The organism is Pseudomonas sessilinigenes, assembly GCF_003850565.1.
GTDB lineage: Bacteria > Pseudomonadota > Gammaproteobacteria > Pseudomonadales > Pseudomonadaceae > Aquipseudomonas > Aquipseudomonas sessilinigenes.
Genome location: NZ_CP027706.1, coordinates 5,884,685 through 5,902,101, shown reverse-complemented (window position 1 = coordinate 5,902,101; position 17,417 = coordinate 5,884,685). Strand labels below are relative to the sequence as shown.

Sequence of the window (17,417 nt, the reverse complement as noted above, 5' to 3'; positions counted from 1 at the left end):
TCGTAGAGATTTCGTCGAGTCTCCAGTGACCGCCCGGCGGGGGCCGGGCGGATTGGGTCAGAAATTCCAGCGAGTGCTGACCATCACGTTGCGTGGGTCGCCATAGTAAGCCGACTCGAAGAATCCGATGTTGGTGTAGTAGCGCTTGTCGAACACGTTGTAGACGTTGAGGCTGGTGGAAAGATTCTCGGTGATCTGATAGCGCGCCATCAGGTCTACCAGCCAGTAAGGATCTTGGGTTAGCTTTTCCTGGGTCTTCTTGGGCTTGTTGTTGATCACCTGCCAGCCTTCGCCTTGCCAGCGGGCTCCACCGCCCAGGGTCAGCTTGTCCAGTGGGCCGCTGAGCTTGTAGGTGGTGTAGAAGTTGAGCTGGTCCTCGGGTTCCCAGGTCGACACCTTCTGCCCAGCCTTATCGCGCATGATCTTGTGGGTGTAACCGGCTTGTACCTGCCAGTTGGGCATCAGCTCCCCGGATATCTCGGCCTCATAACCCTTGGTCTTAGCGGTCACGGGCTTATAGGCAAGCATATTGGCCTGGCTTTTGTTGAAGTCCAGGTCTTCTATCGCGCGATTTTCTTCATGCAGTTCGAAATAGGCGAGGCTGGAGTTCAGGCGGCCATCGAAGAACTCGCCCTTGATGCCAACTTCATAGTTCTTGCCTTCGTTAGGCTCGATCATCTTCTTGTTACGGTCGCGGAACTGCGTCTGCGGCAGGAAGATCTCGCTGTAGCTGGCATACAGCGAGAAGTGGTCATCGAGATCATAGGTCAGGCCAGCGTAGGGAATCACCTTGCCGCTGTCCTTGGCATCGGAGGTGCCAGTGACCTGGTAGTTGGCTATGCGAGTTCCCAGCAACAGTTTCAGGTCATCCATGAGGCTGAAGCGCCCGGTCATGTAGATCCCGGTCTGGCGGGTGACTTCATCGTTGAGCGAGGTTGGCGATCCCCAGTCCGGCTCGATGCTCTTGCCGTTCCAGGAGAAGAAATCGTAGGCGTTGCCGAAGTAGGTCGGTGCGCCGTAGTCCTTGCCTTTCCAGTGCGAACGAGACGCCGAAGTACCGATCACCATCTCGTGGTCACGCCCGGCAAAGCTGAAAGGGCCGGAAACATAGGCGTCGAGACTATCGCTGGTGGTTTCACCGGTGAACTTGTTGGCGTAGATCGAGCCGATAACGGGGTCATCGGGAGTGATCGAACCCAGGGGCGCGTAATAGCCGTTGAGTTGATGGTTGTACTGTCCCTTGGCGACCCAGCCGTTGGCGAAACTGTGCTCCAGGGTCGCGAATACCGTGCGGGTGTACTGTTCCCAGCGACTCCATTTGGCGCCGTTGTTGAATGAGCGTGACATCTTCAAGGCATTGCCCGAGGCATCGTAGAGCGGTTGGCTGCCGGACCAGCTGGAGCCACGCGGATCGTTGTCCTGGTAGTCGGCGCCCAGTGTCAGCAGGGTGTCGGGCGTCAGGTCCATTTCGAGGATGCCGTAGTAGACACTGGTCTTGCGCTGATAGTGGTCCATGAACGATTGCTTGTCCTGATACGCCGCTACCGCCCGCCCGCGAACGTTGCCGGTTTCGGTGAGCGGGCCGCTGAGGTCGATCTCCGAGCGATAGTTGTTCCAGGAGCCTGCACCCAGGTCGATATGCCCCTTGAACTCGCTGGTCGGTTTCTTGCGTACCAGGTTGATGGTGCCGCCAGGGCCCCCCGCGCCGGTGAGCAGGCCGCTGGCGCCCTTGAGCACTTCGACCCGGTCATAGATCGCCATGTCGGTCAGGGTATGGCCGGCCGAATAGGCGCTACTGCGTGTGGTGGGAATGCCGTCGTACTGGAAGCTCTGGATAGAGAAACCGCGGGCATAGTAGTTGGTGCGTTCACTGTCATAAGTCGACACGGTGATGCCCGGGGTATGGCGCATGACATCATCGATGGAGTTGAGCCCGAAGTCGTCGATGACCTGGCGAGTGACGACCGAGATCGACTGTGGTGTTTCCCGTGGCGTCAGCACCAGGCGCGTGGCTGTGGCGATGGTGCCCGGTGTATAAGAGCCTGTGCCTTCGGTGACGGTCCCTAACTGGTTGGCAACGACGTTGGTCGTTCCCAACTGCAATGGGCCGCTGGCTACTTCGGGGGCCACTTGAACCCGGTAGCCTTCGCCTTCTTTCACTGCCACAAGACCCAGTGGGGCCAGTAGCCGTTGCAACCCCTCGCTGACGGCGAAACGGCCCTTGAGGCCTGGGCTGCGTAGGCTCTGGGTCAGGTTCGAGTCGACGGCGATCATGGTCCCGGACTGCTGGCCAAAGGCGCCCAGCACCTGGTCCAGGTTGCCTGGCGCGATGTCATAGCCTACAGACGGGATATCCGCAGACAGCAGGGGCGGGCTGCAGGTGGCGATGACAAGGCCGATGACGATCGGGCGCAAGGCCGCGGCAAGGGGCGTAAGGCGAATGTGCATAAGGAAAATCCGTGGGTTGGAAAGGGTTGGCGCAGAGCTGTTTTCCAGCTTCTTCCCTGGTCTTGATGCACGAGATTGAAAAAACTGCCGCCGTCTTGAAAAAAACTGAGGAAAAATCAGGCCGCGTCCACGGAGGCCCAGTAGCCCATTACCCGCCGGATGCGAATCGGCAGGGTCTTGGCCAGCAAATCGAGGCTGGCGTCCGGCTGGTTCAGGGAGAACGAGCCGGAAACCCGCAACCCGGCGACTTCGGCGGCGCAGCGCAGCAGGCCGGGGCGATAGCGGTCGAGTTCGGCGATCACCTCGCCCAGGGGGCGGCGCTCGGCAATCAGCAGGCCCTGGGTCCAGGCATTGGCCGTGGTGGGCACGACGGCCAGGGCGCCGATTCGCTGTTGGGCGACATCCACTTGCTGGCCCGGGCCCAGGCTTAGCGCAGGGGCATGGGCGGTACTCACCGAGCTGCTGCCAGCCAGCAGTTGTACCCGGGTGCCGTTGATGCCCGGCAAGCCAACGCTGAGGATCAGTTGAGAGCGCGGCGCGAGCTGGATGCGGCCATCGGCGGTGATGACCTGCACGGATGCAGCGTTGCCCAGGGTCAGCAACAGGCGGCCGCTGTTGAGCCGCAGTAGCAAGCCCTGCGGGCTGGCCTGCTGGTCGAGGCTGGTGCGGGTATCCAGTTCCAGGCTGGCGCCAGCGCCCAGTTGTAGCTGGCGGCGCTCGCCAGTGGCGGTGTGATAGTCGCTGAACAGCTGCGGCAACAGCAGTCGTTCGCGCACGCTCCAACTGCTGGCGGCCACCACGCCCAGGCCGACGATGCCCTTGAGCAGGGTGCGCCGCCCGGGGTGGCTGCGAGCCTGCAACAGTTGCCGGGCGCGGGGCGCGGGCAGGCTGCGGGTGCTGTCGCGCAGGTCCTGGCCGATGCCGGCCAGGCGCTGCCAGGCCAGTTCATGCTGCGGGTCGGTCCGGCGCCAGGCCAGGCAGGCGGCCTGCTGCTCGGGGTTGCTGATGCCCGATTGCAGCAGCACCAGCCACTCCAGGGCCTGGTCCAGAACCTGCTGTTCCACAGCGCCCTGATCGTCCACCGGCTGGAAGGCGTTCATCCCGGGTACACCGCCGCATAGCAATGGCGGTAGGCCTTGAGCATGGCTTTTTGCACCACGTTGACCGAGAGCTGCAGGCGTTCAGCAATCTGCGGGTAGGTCAGGCCTTCGAGCTGGGACAGCAGAAACACCTCGCGCACCCGGCTGCCCAGGCCGTCCAGCACCTGGCCCACGGCGTCCAGCGCCTCGAGTACCAGCAGTCGGGTTTCCGGCGAGGGCTGGTGCTGCGGCTCCAGCTGCGCGAGGGTCTCCAGGTACGCGCGCTCCAGGGCCTGGCGGCGGAAATACTGCCCGCACAGGCGGCTGGCCACGGTGTTCAGGTAGGCCCGGGGTTCGCGCAGTACCGGCAGTTGCTCGCTGCGCAAGATGCGCACAAAGGTGTCCTGCGCCAGGTCCATGGCCTGGTCCTGGTTGCCGAGCTTGCGTCGCAGCAGTTGCACCACCCAGTTGTGATGCTGGAGGTAGAGCTCGCCCACGGCGTGCTGTAGCGAAGGGGTGGGCACCATCGATAAGGGTTCCGAGGTCGAGGTGGGCAAAATGGGTGCTTATGGTAATGCTTCTCATTATTGGGTGCTTGAATTTTTATTACTGTCCACCAGGGCTTGTCGTCAGCCTGAGCCAGGGTTGTGGGTTAAATGGTTGTAAGGTACAACTAAATGCTTCACTTGTGAGGTCACCCTTATGTCGAGCCAATCTGCTTCCCTTATCCCGCAGTTGCGCCAGGCGTCCCGGCAGATGGTTCGTGAGCTGGGCTTCATGCAGGCCACCCTGGCCGCCACCGACTACCCGCCCTCGGCGGTGCATGCGTTGCTGGAGATCGGCCAGGGCCATGCCTTGACTGCCGGTGATCTGGTGACGCTGCTGGGGCTGGAGAAATCCAGCGTCAGCCGCCTGGTGCGCAAGTTGGTGGAGGCGGGCGAGATCTGCGAACTGGCCCATGAACAGGACGCCCGCTCGAAGAAACTGCAACTCAGCGCCCGCGGGCGCCAGACCCTGGAGGGCATCGACCATTTTGCCCAGACCCAGGTGGCCGCGGCCCTGGCGCACTTGAGCGCGGAACAGCAGCGCAGTGCCTCTGCGGGCATCGCCGACTATGCCCGTGCGTTGCGCGCGGTGCGTCTGGGCGAGGCGCCCGAGCAGCTCGCATGCGGCACCATCGCCCGGGGCTACCGGCCGGGGGTGATTGGTCGTATCGCCGAGATGCACGCCCGCTACTACGCCGCCCTGGCCGGTTTCGGCCAGCCCTTCGAAAGCCTGGTGGCGGCGGACATGGCCGAGCTGATGGGGCGTTTGCACAATCCGCGCAATGAAGTCTGGGTGGCGCTGCAGGGGGAGCGGATTATCGGTTCCATCGCCATTGACGGGGAGGGCGAGGGTGGTGAAGCGATCCTGCGTTGCTTCATTCTCGATGATGCCGCCCGCGGCCAGGGGCTGGGCCGGCGTCTGCTGGCCGAGGCTCTGGCGTTCTGCGACCAGTGGGGCTTTGCTGCCACCCGCTTGTGGACCTTCAAGGGTCTGGATGCGGCACGCGCGCTGTATGAGGAACAGGGCTTTGTGCTGGTGCAGGAACAGGTGGGCGAGCAATGGGGCGCGACCGTGACCGAGCAGTGTTTTGTGCGGCCGGGAGTGGAGCTTTGTAGCCGCTACTGAGCCTGTGAAGCGGCGCAAAGGCCCGCAGGGCCTTGCCTGGCGATCCTGTGTCGACCCCGTAGCGGCTGAAAACCTGCATCCCGGTGACGCAGTGTACGCAGCCTGCGGCAGCGGCTACAGCCAGGCGTTCGGTGGTAGGGTTAGCCCCCTGGAAGATTATCGATCTGTGGAGTACCTCCCATGCAAGCCATCAAGCTCAGCCTGCCGGCATCCCTGGACAACCTGAAGCTCGTCGAGCTGCCCGACCCGGGCCAGCCCGGCGCCGGGCAGATCCGTGTGCGGATCCATGCCTGTTCCCTGAACTATCACGACTATGCGGTGGTGACCGGCGGCCTGCCCACCGCCGATGGACGGATTCCCATGGCCGATGGCGCCGGCGTGGTGGAGGCCGTGGGCGAGGGCGTCAGCGAGTTCAAGGTTGGCGACGCGGTGGTGTCCTGCTTCTTTCCCCATTGGCATGACGGCGGCCCGGCCATCGCCGACTTCAGCACCACCCCTGGCGATGGCGTCGATGGTTATGCCCGGCAGGTGGTGGTCCAGCCCAGCCACTGGTTCACCCATGCCCCCCAGGGCTACAGCCATGCCGAAGCCGCGACCCTGACCACCGCTGGGCTCACCGCCTGGCGCGCACTGGTGGTGGACGGCGGCCTCAAGGCCGGTGAAACCGTCCTGGTGCTGGGCACGGGCGGGGTGTCGATCTTTGCCTTGCAACTGGCCAAGGCCATGGGCGCCACCGTGATCGCCACTTCGTCCTCGGACGCCAAGCTGGCGCGGGTGCGCGAGCTGGGGGCCGACCACACCATCAACTACCGCACCCAGCCGGAGTGGGGCGCTGAGGTACTCAAGCTCACCGGCGGGCGGGGCGTCGATCATGTGGTGGAAGTCGGCGGCCCGGGCACCTTGGCCCAGTCCATCACTGCGTGCCGGATCGGCGGGCACATCGCCCTGATCGGCGTGCTCACCGGTTGGGCCGGGCCGGTACCCACGGCGGCCCTGATGGCCAAGCAGCAGCGCCTGCAAGGCTTGATCGTCGGTAGCCGCCAGCAGCAGGTGGAGATGGTCCGTGGCCTGGAGGCCACCGGCATCAAGCCGGTGATCGACAGCACCTTCCCCTTGGCCGAGATCGCCAAGGCCTTTGCCCATGAAGCCTCCGGCGCCCACCTGGGGAAAATCTGCCTGAGCCTTTGAGGTCCAGCCAGGGCAACGTCGGTCGCTACTCCGACGTTGCCGTCCATACTGCTTCAACGGTGTGCCGCAATCCGCTCTGGAAGGGCTCTGGCCATGTTGAAGTTCTCCGCTCATCACTACCCCTATGCCTCGCAACGCCAGAGCGTGTTCGCTCGCCGTGGCATGGTCGCGACGTCCCAGCCACTGGCCGCCGAGGCCGGTATCCAGATCCTGCGCCAGGGCGGCAATGCCATCGACGCGGCGATCGCCACGGCTGCGGTGCTGACGGTGGTTGAGCCCACGGGTTGCGGCCTGGGCGGCGATGCCTTTGCCCTGGTCTGGACCCAGGGCCAGCTCCATGGCCTGAGCGCCAATGGCCAGGCTCCGGCAGCCCTGAACATCGATGCGGTGAAGGCCGCGGGGCATGCGCGGATGCCGCTCCATGGCTGGACGCCAGTGACCGTACCCGGCTGCCCGGCGGCCTGGGCCGAATTGTCCCGGCGCTTTGGCCGGTTGGAGTTTGCCCGATTGCTGGAGCCGGCCATCGAACTGGCCCACGACGGTTTCCCGTTATCGCCGGTAGTCGCCCTGCAATGGCAGCGGGCCCTTGAGCTGTTCAGCGCGCAGAGCGATCCGGTGCTGGAGCCCTGGTTCGCGACCTTCCTGGTCGAGGGGCGTGCGCCGCGGGCCGGTGAAGTGTTCCGCATCCCGGCCCTGGCCCAGACGCTGCAAGCGTTGGCGGCCAGCGCTTGTGAAAGCCTGTATCGCGGCGAGTTGGCCCAGCGCCTGGACGCCCATTCCCGGGCCACGGGCGGTTATCTACGGGCCAGCGACCTGCAGGATTACCGGCCGCAATGGGTGCAGCCGATCAAGATCGATTACCGAGGCTATGAAGTCTGGGAGATTCCTCCCAGTGGCCAGGGGCTGGTGGCGTTGATGGCCTTGAAGCTGCTCGAAGGTTTCCAGTTCGACCAGCGCGACAGCCCGCGCACCTGGCACCTGCAACTGGAGGCCCTGAAGCTGGCCTATAGCGACGGCCTGCACTACATCACCGACCCGGCCCATATGCAGGTGGCGGTCGGCGACCTGCTCAGTGATGCCTATAGCCGGCGGCGCCGGGCACTGATCGGCGAGCAGGCCCGGCTCCCGACGGCGGGCGTACCCCAGGCCAGTGGCACGGTGTACCTGGCCACGGCCGATGCCGAGGGCAACATGGTCTCGTTCATCCAGAGCAACTACCACGGGTTCGGTTCGGGCGTGGTGCTGCCTGACAGCGGCATCGCCCTGCAGAACCGTGGCCAGGAGTTCAGCCTCGATCCGGCCCACGCCAACTGCCTGGCCCCGGGCAAGAAGACCTTCCATACCATCATCCCGGGGTTTCTCAGCCAGGGGGGCGTGCCCCTGGGGCCTTTTGGCGTGATGGGCGGCTACATGCAACCCCAAGGGCATGTCCAGATGGTGATGAACCTGGTGGATTTCGGCCTGAACCCTCAAGCGGCACTGGACGCCCCGCGCTGGCAATGGCTGGGCCAGAAGCAGGTCGCCATCGAACGGAGCGCTCCTGACGAGTTGCTCAAGGCCCTGGGCCAACAGGGGCATCAGACCCAGGTCACCCATGACCTGAGCCGCTTTGGTCGCGGCCAGATCATCCTGCGCGACCCGCAAAGCGCGGTGCTGTGTGGCGGCACCGAGCCGCGGGCGGACTCGCATATCGCTGTCTGGTAGGCGCCTGTCACTGGCTGTGGGGCACCTCGGTCAGCGCTGCTCCAGACTCCGCTCCATACGTCGGATGCCTTCTTCCAGCAGGGCCCGTGGGCAGCCGAAGTTCAGGCGCACGAACTGCTTGCAATCGTCACCGAACTCCAGCCCCGCGCTGAGGCCGACCTTGGCATGTTCGAGGAAGAAGGCATGGGGATCTTCCAGGCCCAGGCCGCTGCAATCGAGCCAGGCCAGGTAGGTGCCTTGCGGTGCGTGCATGCGGATGCCCGGCAGGCGGGTGCGTATCGCCTCGAGCAAGTAGTCGCGGTTGGCCTGCAGGTAGGCGATCAGCTCCCGTTGCCAGGAGCCGCCCTGGACCAGGGCCGCATGGGTGGCCTCCAGGCCCAGGGGGCTGACGCTGTCCACCATGCCGGCCCGGGCCTCATTGAAGGCCAGGCGGGTGGCCGGGTCCTGGACGATGGCGAAGCAGGTCTTCATGCCCGCGACGTTGTAGGCCTTGCTGGCCGACATCAGGGTGATGGTACGCCGGGCGATCTCCGGGCCGAGGGTGGCGGTGGGAATGTGCCGACGACCGTCGAAGCACAGCTCGGCGTGGATCTCGTCGGACACGATCAGCGCGCCCTGTTCCAGGCATGCCTCGGCCACCGCTTGTAGTTCCTCCCGGGGGAAGACCTTGCCCAGGGGGTTGTGCGGGTTGCTCAGCAGTAGCGCGCCGGCACCCTGCAGGGCCTGGCGCAGTTCGGCCATGGGCGTGGTGTAGGTGCCTTCGGCGGTGACCTGGAACGGCACCTCGATCTTGCGCAGTTGCCAGTTGCCGGGGGCCAGGCGCAGGGGCCGGTAGTTGGGGGTCTGCACCACCACCTGCTGGTGCGGTTTGACGAAGGCGTGCAGGGCCATGTTGAAGCCCGGCTCGACCCCGGGCAGGAAGATCAGCTCATCCGGTTGCACGCGCCAGGCGTACTTGTGCCACAGGTCGGCGACGACCGCCGCGCGCAGCTCGTCCCGGGCCACGCTGTAGCCCAGCAGCGGGTGCTCCAGGCGCTGGCGCAGGGCATCGATGATTTCCGGTGCGGCGGCGAAGTCCATGTCGGCCACCCACATGGGCAGTACATCTTCGGGATAGCGGCTCCACTTGGTACTGCCGGTGCCGTGGCGTGGGTGCAGGGTATCGAAGTCGTAGCTCATGGGCGGGTCTCGTCGGCTTGCAAGGCAAAGGTGCAGAGATTCTAGCTGGCTTGTCCTGCATTGGGCATGGCCCTTGGGGAGCGCCTGCAAGGCAGCTTTTCCCTTGCCTGTGCCTCATAAAAACCTCGTTTCGCCAGGTTCCGGGTTATGTCGACAATGAGCCCCTGCATGCGCTAACGCCCCGTCCGGGAGCCTTGGCGATGCACGGCCGATCGATTTGTTCTTCCTACAAAAACAACAGGGAGCAAGCGATGACTCGCCATCGGAACATGGCCTGCCCGGGATATCCGCCACAGGCCACAGGCGCATCCGAACAACCGGATCACAGAAATCTCAGTCATGGCTACCAGGCATTGCGGCCCGGGTTGCGGGCGCCTGGGCGCTGAACAAGGTTCGTCGTGCCTGGTGCGGTGCCGCCCGTGGATACGGTCGTAGCCAGGCCCATGGGATGCCGGTTCGTGCGGGCGGGCCGGCTTCATTGAGGTAGATCTTATGTCCAGTATCTTGCGTTGCGGCGTTGCATTGTCGTGGCTGTTGTTATGTGCCAGCGCCTTGGCCGAGCCACAGAAGCTCACGGTCATCTCCTTTGGTGGCGCTACCAAGCAGGCCCAGGAGCAGGCCTATTTCCAGCCGTTCGACCAGACTGGGGCGGCCCGGGTGATTGCAGGCGAGTACAACGGCGAGTTATCGAAGATCAAGGCCATGGTCGAGGTCGGCAAGACCAGTTGGGATGTGGTCGAGGTGGAGAGCCCAGAGCTGCTGCGTGGCTGTGACGAGGGGCTGTTCGAGCCCCTGGACCTGGCCCGGTTCGGCGATCCGGCGCAGTTCGTGCCCGGCACCCTGACCGAGTGTGGCGTAGCGACTTATGTCTGGTCGATGGTCATGGCCTTTTCTCCGCAGAAGCTGGCCAGGGCGCCCGAGTCCTGGGCCGATTTCTGGAATCTCAAGGATTTTCCGGGCAAGCGTGGCTTGCGCAAGAGCGCCAAGTACACCCTGGAGATTGCCCTGCTGGCCGATGGCGTGCCGCCCGCGCAGCTGTACCAGGTGCTGGCTACCCCGGAGGGCGTGAGCCGGGCTTTTGCCAAGCTCGACCAGATCAAGCCGTATATCCAATGGTGGGAAGCCGGCGCCCAACCGCCCCAGTGGCTGGTCGCCGGGGACGTGGTAATGAGCGCCGCGTACAACGGGCGGATCGCCATGGCCCAGAAGGAGGGCATGCAGTTGAGCATCCTCTGGCCCCAGAGCCTGTACGACCCGGAGTACTGGGCGGTGGTCAAGGGCTCGCCGAACAAGGCCCTGGCCGAAGACTTCATCCTGTTCGCCAGCCAGCCCCAGGCGCAAAAGGTATTCTCGCAGAACATCCCCTACGGGCCGGTGCACCGCCAGGCGTTGCCATTGCTGGCGCCGACGGTGCAGCGGCAGTTGCCTACCTATGAAGCCAACTTGCAGGGCGCACGGGCGGTGGATGCCGGGTTCTGGGTCGATCACGGCGAGGACCTGGAGCAGCGCTTCAATGCCTGGGCGGCCCGTTGACTGAAGCTCAGGGCAGGGGGTAGCTGCCGGGCACCAGCAGTTGCCGGTCGACTTGCTCGATCCGGGTGTGGCCACAAAGCGCCAGGGTCAGGTCCATTTCCCTGGCGATGACCTGCAAGGCCTGGCTGACCCCGGCCTGGCCCAGGGCGCCGAGGCCATACAGGTGCGCCCGGCCGATCATCGCGCCCTGGGCGCCCAGGGCCAGGGCCTTGATCACGTCCTGGCCGCTGCGGATGCCGCTGTCGATCCAGACCTCGGCCTGGCCGCCAACGGCGTCGACAATGGCTGGCAGCATGTTGATGCTCGACGGCGCGCCATCGAGTTGGCGCCCGCCGTGGTTGCTGACGATCAGCGCATCGGCGCCGCTGGCCACTGCCAGGCGGGCGTCCTCCACGTCGAGGATGCCCTTGAGAATCAGGGTGCCGCCCCAGCGCTGCTTGATCCATTGGATGTCGTCCCAGCTCAGGCAAGGATCGAACTGCTGGTAGGTCCACTCCGCCAGTTGGCGCATGTCATGCACGCCCGTGACGTGGCCCATGATGTTGCCGAAATGCCGACGCCGGGTGCCCAGCATGCCGGCGACCCAGCGAGGCTTGCCCAGCAGGTTCAGCAGGTTGGCCAACGTCGGCCGGGGCGGGGTGCTGAGGCCGTTCTTCAGGTCCTTGTGCCGTTGCCCGCTCAGTTGCAGGTCGAGGGTCAGCACCAGTGCGTCGCAACCGGCGGCCTTGGCTCGGTCGATCAGGCGGCCGACGAAGTCGCGGTCGCGCATTACGTACAACTGGAACCAGAACGGTGCGGCCGTAGCCTCGGCCACGTCCTCCAGGGAGCAGATGCTGACTGTGGACAGGGTGTAGCGGATGCCGGCTGCCGCTGCGGCCCGGGCCGCGAGAATCTCGCCATCGGCGTGGACCATGCCTGCCAGGCCAGTGGGGGCGATGGCCAGGGGCATGGCCATGTCGATGCCCAGCCTGTGTACCTGCAACGAGCGATTGTCGATGTTGCGCGCCACCCGTTGGCGCAGCTTGATGCCTGCGAAGTCGGCCTGGTTGGCGTGGTAGGTGCTCTCGCTCCAGGAGCCGCCGTCGACATAGTCGTAGAACATCCGTGGAACACGGCGTTGGGCCAGTCGGCGCAGGTCTTCGATGCAGGTGATGATGGGCATGGGCCACTCCTGTGTGATGGATCGCAGCAGACTAGTGCGCCGGGCCAGGAGCGTTGCGGAAAACTATTCCCGGCGCGCGGGCGTTTTTTTCCCGGAGCCGGTAAGGGCTGTTTCAGCCCTGGACGTGGGCGCTGCCTTGGGCCACGGCGTCGCGGCAGATGCGTTGCAGCCAATGGGCCAGATCCTGGGCGGCGGGCGAGGGCGCGGGCATGTCCAGGATGTAGTGGTAGGACGGCGGGCTGCTGACCTGGCCGAGGATCACCAGGCGGCCCTGGGCCAGCCAACTGCGGGCCAGGGACGGTCGGGCCAGTACCACGCCCTGAGCGTTGGCGGCGGCCTCCAGCAGCATGCCCAGGTCCAGCAGGGTTGGCCCTTGGTCGGGCTCCGGCAAATCCAGGCCGGCGGCCTGCAGCCAGGGGCGCCAGGGTTCCAGGGGCGAGCGCAGCAGAGGCAGCCGGGCGAAGTCCGCCGGTAGTTGCAGAGGCTGGAAGCGGGCGAGCAGGGCAGGGGCGGCCATCGGCAGCAGTTGTTCGTCCAGCAGGCGCCGGGTCGCTGGCGCGTCGAGGCTATCGCCACGGACTTCTAGGTCGCACTGGCCATTGGTGGCGTTGGACAAGGGCGCCGAAAGCTGGATCTGCAGGTCGATATGGGGATGGGCCCGGCTGTGTTCGTTGAGGCGCGGGATCAGCACCTGGCGGGCGAAGGTCGGCGGGCTGCACAGGATCAGCCGCTGCTTGCGCTGCACGGTGCGCCGGTGCTGGGGGATGCCCAGCAACTGTTGCAGTACCGGTGCCACCTGTTCCAGGTACAACTGGCCATCGGCAGTAAGCCGCAAGCTACCGCCCTGACGCTCGAACAGGCCCAATCCCAGCAGTTGCTCAAGCCCGGCAATGCGCTTGCGCAGCGCGCTGCCCGTCAACGCCAGGCTCTCGGCCGCCTGCTCGAAGCTCTTCAGCCGGGCGGCACTTTCGAAGGCCAGCAACGCATCCAGGGAGGGCAGGCGGTAGTCGTTGGGAGTCTTCATGGGAATTCCTTCAGGGTAGCCAGCAGCAGATCTTACGGGGTGGTGCGATGCAGGGCGAGCAATGCCCGGCGATGTATGGGATCATCCGCCCCTGGCCACGGTGCAGGGAGCGGATGCTTCCAGCCCGAAAAGCCTTAGAAACCCCTCGCTAGAAAAAATATCGAATAAGAGTTGCCAGGACTGGAAAACACGTCCATAATTGCGACCATTCCTCAGCGAGGAAACGGAAAAACTCTTTATAAATCAATAGGTTAGATAAAGAGTCGAGCGATCGAAAAGATCCTCACGCCGTTCCAGTTTGTACGTGTTCAGTGTTGTTTTTCAGGCATTGGACATTTGGGGCCGAGTAGCAAAATGGTTATGCAGCGGATTGCAAATCCGCCTACGCCGGTTCGATTCCGACCTCGGCCTCCACCCTTGAAAACCCCGTAGATTAACGTCTACGGGGTTTTTTGTTGCCTGGGATTTGGGTGATCACTTCCGCAAGGTTTTGGATCGCTTCCGCAACTCGCCTTTTTCTAGCGGCACATTGAAAAAGCTTTCGGCATTGCTTTGAGATGCCGCTGGGTGTTGGTTGGGAGGTTTGTTTTTGTTGCTGTGAGCTATCCTGGATATCCCTGACAACGTTCAGATCTGGTTCTTAGGATGCACACTGGTCTGTCCCGGGCTGAGTGGACACTGACTTAAGGTGGATAATGTCCACCGCAAGGAGTGTTCATGACTCAGACCAGACGACGTTTTCCCGAATCCTTCAAACGCGAGGCAGTAGACCAGGTACTTGCCGGCACGCCGCTTCGTCATGTAGCCGAGACGCTCGGCATCGCTGAAAGCCTGCTGGGCAAATGGAAGCGCCAGTACGAGCAGCAAGGTGACGATGCCTTTCCGGGCAACGGCAAGCAGCGTGGTGAGAGCGCGGAGTTGCGTCGTCTACGCCAGCAACTGGCTCAGGTCACCATGGAACGCGATGTTTTAAAAAAGGCGCTCGCCATCTTCTCGCAGCCCACGAAGTGAAGTTCCGCGCCATCGAGGCGTTGGCTGGTCGCTATCTCGTAGCCCCAATGTGCCGGCTGCTGCGGGTATCCCGCAGCGGCTTCTATGCCTGGCAGCAGCGGCCACCTTCGGCGAGAGAGATGGCGAATCGGCGTCTGAGCAAGGAGATCCACACCATTCACCACGAGGTGAATGGGATCTATGGCCATCGCCGAATCAAGGCCGAGTTAGCGGCCATGGGGCATGCGTGTGGTCGACACCGGGTTGCTCGACTGATGCGCGAAGCCGGTCTGCGCGTTCGCTCGCGCAAGCGCTGGCGGCTGGTTTCCAGCAGTCATCATGCTCTGCCGATTGCCCCGAACCACCTGGATCGCCAGTTCGCCTCGGATCGCGCCAATCGGCACTGGGTCTCGGACATGACCTACGTGCGGACGGCCCAAGGTTGGCTGTATCTGGCAGTCGTGCTCGATCTCTATTCACGAGCCGTCGTCGGTTGGGCGATGCACCACCGCATGCAGCAGGCCTTGGTACACGCCGCGCTGGAGATGGCCATTGCACGCCGGCAGCCGAAAGAAGAAGTGCTGCTGCACTCGGATCGAGGCAGCCAATACTGCGCGTACGACTACCAGGCCTTACTTCGGCGACATCGAATCGTGCCCAGCCATTCACGTCCCGGGAACTGCTGGGACAACGCCGCGATGGAGAGCTTCTTCCGTTCGCTGAAGGCTGAGCGGGTGTACCTGACGCGCTATGCCAGCTACCACGAGGCGAAAATCGACCTGTTCGACTACATCCGCTTTTACAATCACCGTCGCCGCCACTCGACGCTGGGCTATCTCAGCCCGATGGAGTTTGAGCGGCGCTATGCGAGCAGTAACTCTTAACTACCTGTCCACCAGCTCCGGGACAGACCACTTCAGCCCAAGGAGCAAAGCAAGGGAGGCATGAGTCGTTGACCCAACGTCAATAAACTGAAAATGTTGCAGTTGTCGGGTCTTGGTGTTTTCGTTTCAAAACTGGGCAAAACTTTGGAGCGTCCCTTCAGACCATTATTAGGATTAGGAAAAAATCCGAGGATGCAATACTAGGCGGTCTGAGGGACTGTTTCGAAAAAATAACTGCCGCGAATCCCCTCATCAGTTATCCCTTCAGCACTTATAGAAGATGCTAAAAGCCTGGGGGGATATAACCGGGAACATAAGGAATATTTTGGCACTTGCCATGAAATACTTCTCCATTCTGAATTTTGAAAAGCACTATTTTTTTTGCTTTGTTCACCGTTGCTTCAATTTTGCATTCGGAGCTATGAGCGACGTTCTCGTAATACTCGGTATGGGTCAAACCATTACTGCCGTGTGTCATGGATGTTCCGGCTGCCTCAGTTGTCGACCACTGAGAGGATTTGTACCACGTCATTACGACAAGTGTACCTGCATCAGGATCTTGAGTTGCTTTCATCGTATCGGGCCTGCCAAACAGATTCAGCGCCTCTTGGGCATCGCGACCTTCCCAACGACTTTGAGCAATTAAGGAACAGCCGCTGCTTACCATTATTCCTGGCACTGCTAGCATTAAAGAAAACGTTTTAATCCATTGATATATCATGGAGTTTACCTTACCTGGACTTTTCAGGGTTTTTGTTGTTTAACATTTCATCCAGCTCTTCCATTGGGCTCTTCGGCGGTGCTTGTACCTCCGTGATGATCCCGAGCATTTTCATCTGATCAAATTTACCCAGTGACAACATGCCGTTGAAGACTCGATCTTGGGGATTACATACAAAGGCAAATGTATATAAAAGCGCCTCGTCATCCAACGTATGCCACTCATTGGAGACTTTTAAATCCCGGCGTGCGTAGCTCGTTCGTTCTATTGATGTTCCTTTAAGAAAGCGGGCTCTGTGCTTGGAGCACTGGACTTCAACTGAATAGACATCCGCCAATGGCTTGGATGGGTCAGCGAAGACTTGGTTTACATCTACTGACTGAAGCCCATCCGCCGCTTGACTCCGTGGCGTCATGGACGTGAGATCAGCGACAAACACTATGTTGTTTTTGCCCGTGCCTATGCTATAGACACGCCACCAATCGCCAATGGGGTTCGCTTTGTCAGCTATCGCTGAAGTGGAGGCAGCAAGTAGTAAAGTAATTGGTATGACGTATTTATTTAACTTCAAAAACTCTGGCATGCTGTGTCGTGCCTCCTTGAACATGAATTTGTTATCCATTTACATTAAATCAATCAAGCTAAACAAGCACGCTAAAAAATAGAATTTCTCAACTGAGTATCTCGAGTCAGTGATATTTGCTGGCCAGCACATGCTGCCATGCTCGTAGCGTCTGGCGATTAAATTAAGAAGCAAATTAGCTTCGTTACAATCAAAAAGTAAATAACATATTTCATCGATTGTCATCAACTTCGAGCGTTAAACTACCCAGCCAAACGTCCCTTGTGATACTGCGCGACTAGTCGGAATGTCCGATTGACTGGAATCTCAGAATGGCAGCACTATTCGGGACTATGATCCCCGTAGGAGGGGGGGAGTCAACTAGCACAAATGTACTAGTTCGAGCGCTTGAAGAAACCCTGGAAAGGACTTCAAGGTTTGGTGAAACACCCACCACGCACAAACGGAGCAGTTGAGTTCCGTTGGAAGAGATGTCCCTGTTGATCAACCTTGGCAAAGAGGGTTATTGCGAACAAGGGTTGATTAGGCGAAAGCCAGCCGAGGTGGGACTGGCCTGCTCGTCTAGGGGATGTGGGCCTTTTTAGTGGTCGCGGTAACCATGCCCCCTACATTTGGCTACTGGTACCGGTCGTGCTGGTAAGCGTATAAGCAGCGCTTAATTATGGGGATTGGGGCATGCCAGGCATCAGCGTATTAACGATTAGCGATCAGCCCGGTTTGCCGAGCGCAGAGTCCAAACAGCCTGGCTTTTGCGGTTGAACTCAGTACATAAATCGAGCGACTGGGCTTCTGGTGTTCGCGCCTACCATAATGCAATCGGCTACACGCAGGCCCTGCGAGACGCTGAACTTATTACGAATGATACAGAGTTGGCCATGACAGCCTCTCTGGCCGAAGTATGGCAGACGGCTTCGGACCGCTTGAGTGGAAATATGGTGGCGAAAGGCGCATGGGTGACGCGTTCCCACAAAACGGGATCAGCCTGCCGGATTTGATCCACACCGAGTGGCTGATCACTTGGCACACCTCGGACGCGTTATCCTCGCTACCCTGGTTTGCAGATGCCGAACAGGTTGTTGGCTAGAAGCGCAGATGATCTTAGGGCATTTTTAGGGCATAGCGGATACCGCTTTAGGCCTATATAGGCCTTAACTCAGGTGCTACATACTCTAATTTCGTGGCCTTGAGCGGACTACGGTTGATTATGGTCGGGTTCGAATCCCTATCCGATTTTGAGCCATCAGCGCACAA

General features: G+C 61.8%; 15 protein-coding genes and 1 tRNA gene. 7 read left to right on the top strand and 9 right to left on the bottom strand.

The window, feature by feature from the left end:
- Window positions 1-57 precede the first annotated feature (57 nt).
- The 3 genes from C4K39_RS27095 to C4K39_RS27085 form a co-directional block, all read right to left on the bottom strand.
- Complete coding sequence (locus tag C4K39_RS27095; RefSeq protein ID WP_124347882.1) at window positions 58-2,448, bottom strand: TonB-dependent siderophore receptor; 2,391 nt, start codon at window positions 2,446-2,448, stop codon at window positions 58-60.
- A 116-nt stretch (window positions 2,449-2,564) separates the two neighbouring features.
- Window positions 2,565-3,548: a DUF4880 domain-containing protein gene (locus tag C4K39_RS27090; RefSeq protein ID WP_124347881.1), complete on the bottom strand. Its 984-nt coding sequence runs from the start codon at window positions 3,546-3,548 to the stop codon at window positions 2,565-2,567.
- Window positions 3,545-4,054 (bottom strand): sigma-70 family RNA polymerase sigma factor, encoded by a 510-nt coding sequence (locus C4K39_RS27085; RefSeq protein ID WP_022639277.1) that lies wholly within the window; start codon window positions 4,052-4,054, stop codon window positions 3,545-3,547. Before C4K39_RS27085 ends, C4K39_RS27090 begins: the two co-directional genes overlap by 4 nt.
- A 175-nt stretch (window positions 4,055-4,229) precedes the next feature.
- On the opposite strand from C4K39_RS27085, the gene C4K39_RS27080 reads away from it, so the two are divergent.
- From C4K39_RS27080 to C4K39_RS27070, 3 genes are all read left to right on the top strand, one after another.
- Window positions 4,230-5,198, top strand: a complete 969-nt coding sequence (locus C4K39_RS27080) for a bifunctional helix-turn-helix transcriptional regulator/GNAT family N-acetyltransferase (RefSeq protein ID WP_124347880.1) — start codon at window positions 4,230-4,232, stop codon at window positions 5,196-5,198.
- A gap of 180 nt (window positions 5,199-5,378) precedes the next feature.
- Window positions 5,379-6,386 (top strand): zinc-dependent alcohol dehydrogenase family protein, encoded by a 1,008-nt coding sequence (locus C4K39_RS27075; RefSeq protein WP_068580800.1) that lies wholly within the window; start codon window positions 5,379-5,381, stop codon window positions 6,384-6,386.
- A gap of 93 nt (window positions 6,387-6,479) precedes the next feature.
- Entirely contained in the window at window positions 6,480-8,090 is a 1,611-nt protein-coding gene (locus tag C4K39_RS27070; RefSeq protein ID WP_124347879.1) for a gamma-glutamyltransferase family protein, read from the top strand.
- 30 nt (window positions 8,091-8,120) lie between these two features.
- On the opposite strand, the gene C4K39_RS27065 is transcribed toward C4K39_RS27070, so the two are convergent.
- Window positions 8,121-9,269, bottom strand: a complete 1,149-nt coding sequence (locus C4K39_RS27065) for a MalY/PatB family protein (protein WP_124347878.1) — start codon at window positions 9,267-9,269, stop codon at window positions 8,121-8,123.
- A 492-nt stretch (window positions 9,270-9,761) separates the two neighbouring features.
- On the opposite strand from C4K39_RS27065, the gene C4K39_RS27060 reads away from it, so the two are divergent.
- The gene (locus tag C4K39_RS27060; RefSeq protein WP_068580789.1) at window positions 9,762-10,802 is read left to right on the top strand and encodes an ABC transporter substrate-binding protein; all 1,041 of its coding nucleotides are present in this window, start codon (window positions 9,762-9,764) and stop codon (window positions 10,800-10,802) included.
- 7 nt (window positions 10,803-10,809) lie between these two features.
- Here C4K39_RS27060 and C4K39_RS27055 read toward each other — a convergent pair whose 3' ends face one another.
- Together C4K39_RS27055 and C4K39_RS27050 are read right to left on the bottom strand one after the other, a co-directional pair.
- Complete coding sequence (locus tag C4K39_RS27055; protein ID WP_124347877.1) at window positions 10,810-11,964, bottom strand: alpha-hydroxy acid oxidase; 1,155 nt, start codon at window positions 11,962-11,964, stop codon at window positions 10,810-10,812.
- 112 nt (window positions 11,965-12,076) lie between these two features.
- On the bottom strand, window positions 12,077-12,988 hold the full coding sequence (locus C4K39_RS27050) for a LysR substrate-binding domain-containing protein (protein WP_124347876.1): 912 nt from the start codon (window positions 12,986-12,988) through the stop codon (window positions 12,077-12,079).
- 340 nt (window positions 12,989-13,328) lie between these two features.
- On the opposite strand from C4K39_RS27050, the gene C4K39_RS27045 reads away from it, so the two are divergent.
- The 3 genes from C4K39_RS27045 to C4K39_RS27035 all read left to right on the top strand — a co-directional run bounded on the left by C4K39_RS27045 (window position 13,329) and on the right by C4K39_RS27035 (window position 14,862).
- Window positions 13,329-13,402, top strand: a tRNA-Cys gene (locus C4K39_RS27045).
- A gap of 303 nt (window positions 13,403-13,705) precedes the next feature.
- A complete protein-coding gene (locus C4K39_RS27040) occupies window positions 13,706-13,999 on the top strand; it encodes an IS3 family transposase (protein ID WP_033974343.1) in 294 nt (97 codons plus the stop codon).
- Window positions 13,996-14,862 carry an IS3 family transposase gene (locus C4K39_RS27035; protein WP_124347875.1) on the top strand — a complete coding sequence of 289 codons (867 nt, stop codon included), beginning with the start codon at window positions 13,996-13,998 and terminating at the stop codon, window positions 14,860-14,862. Before C4K39_RS27040 ends, C4K39_RS27035 begins: the two co-directional genes overlap by 4 nt.
- 283 nt (window positions 14,863-15,145) lie before the next feature.
- Here C4K39_RS27035 and C4K39_RS27030 read toward each other — a convergent pair whose 3' ends face one another.
- The 3 genes from C4K39_RS27030 to C4K39_RS32075 are packed head-to-tail and all read right to left on the bottom strand — an operon-like array spanning window position 15,146 to window position 16,391.
- Window positions 15,146-15,583, bottom strand: a complete 438-nt coding sequence (locus C4K39_RS27030; protein WP_225926521.1) for a hypothetical protein — start codon at window positions 15,581-15,583, stop codon at window positions 15,146-15,148.
- 10 nt (window positions 15,584-15,593) lie between these two features.
- The gene (locus tag C4K39_RS27025; RefSeq protein WP_053130902.1) at window positions 15,594-16,205 is read right to left on the bottom strand and encodes a hypothetical protein; all 612 of its coding nucleotides are present in this window, start codon (window positions 16,203-16,205) and stop codon (window positions 15,594-15,596) included.
- The gene (locus C4K39_RS32075; protein WP_124347874.1) at window positions 16,206-16,391 is read right to left on the bottom strand and encodes an ATP-binding protein; all 186 of its coding nucleotides are present in this window, start codon (window positions 16,389-16,391) and stop codon (window positions 16,206-16,208) included.
- Window positions 16,392-17,417 lie beyond the last annotated feature (1,026 nt).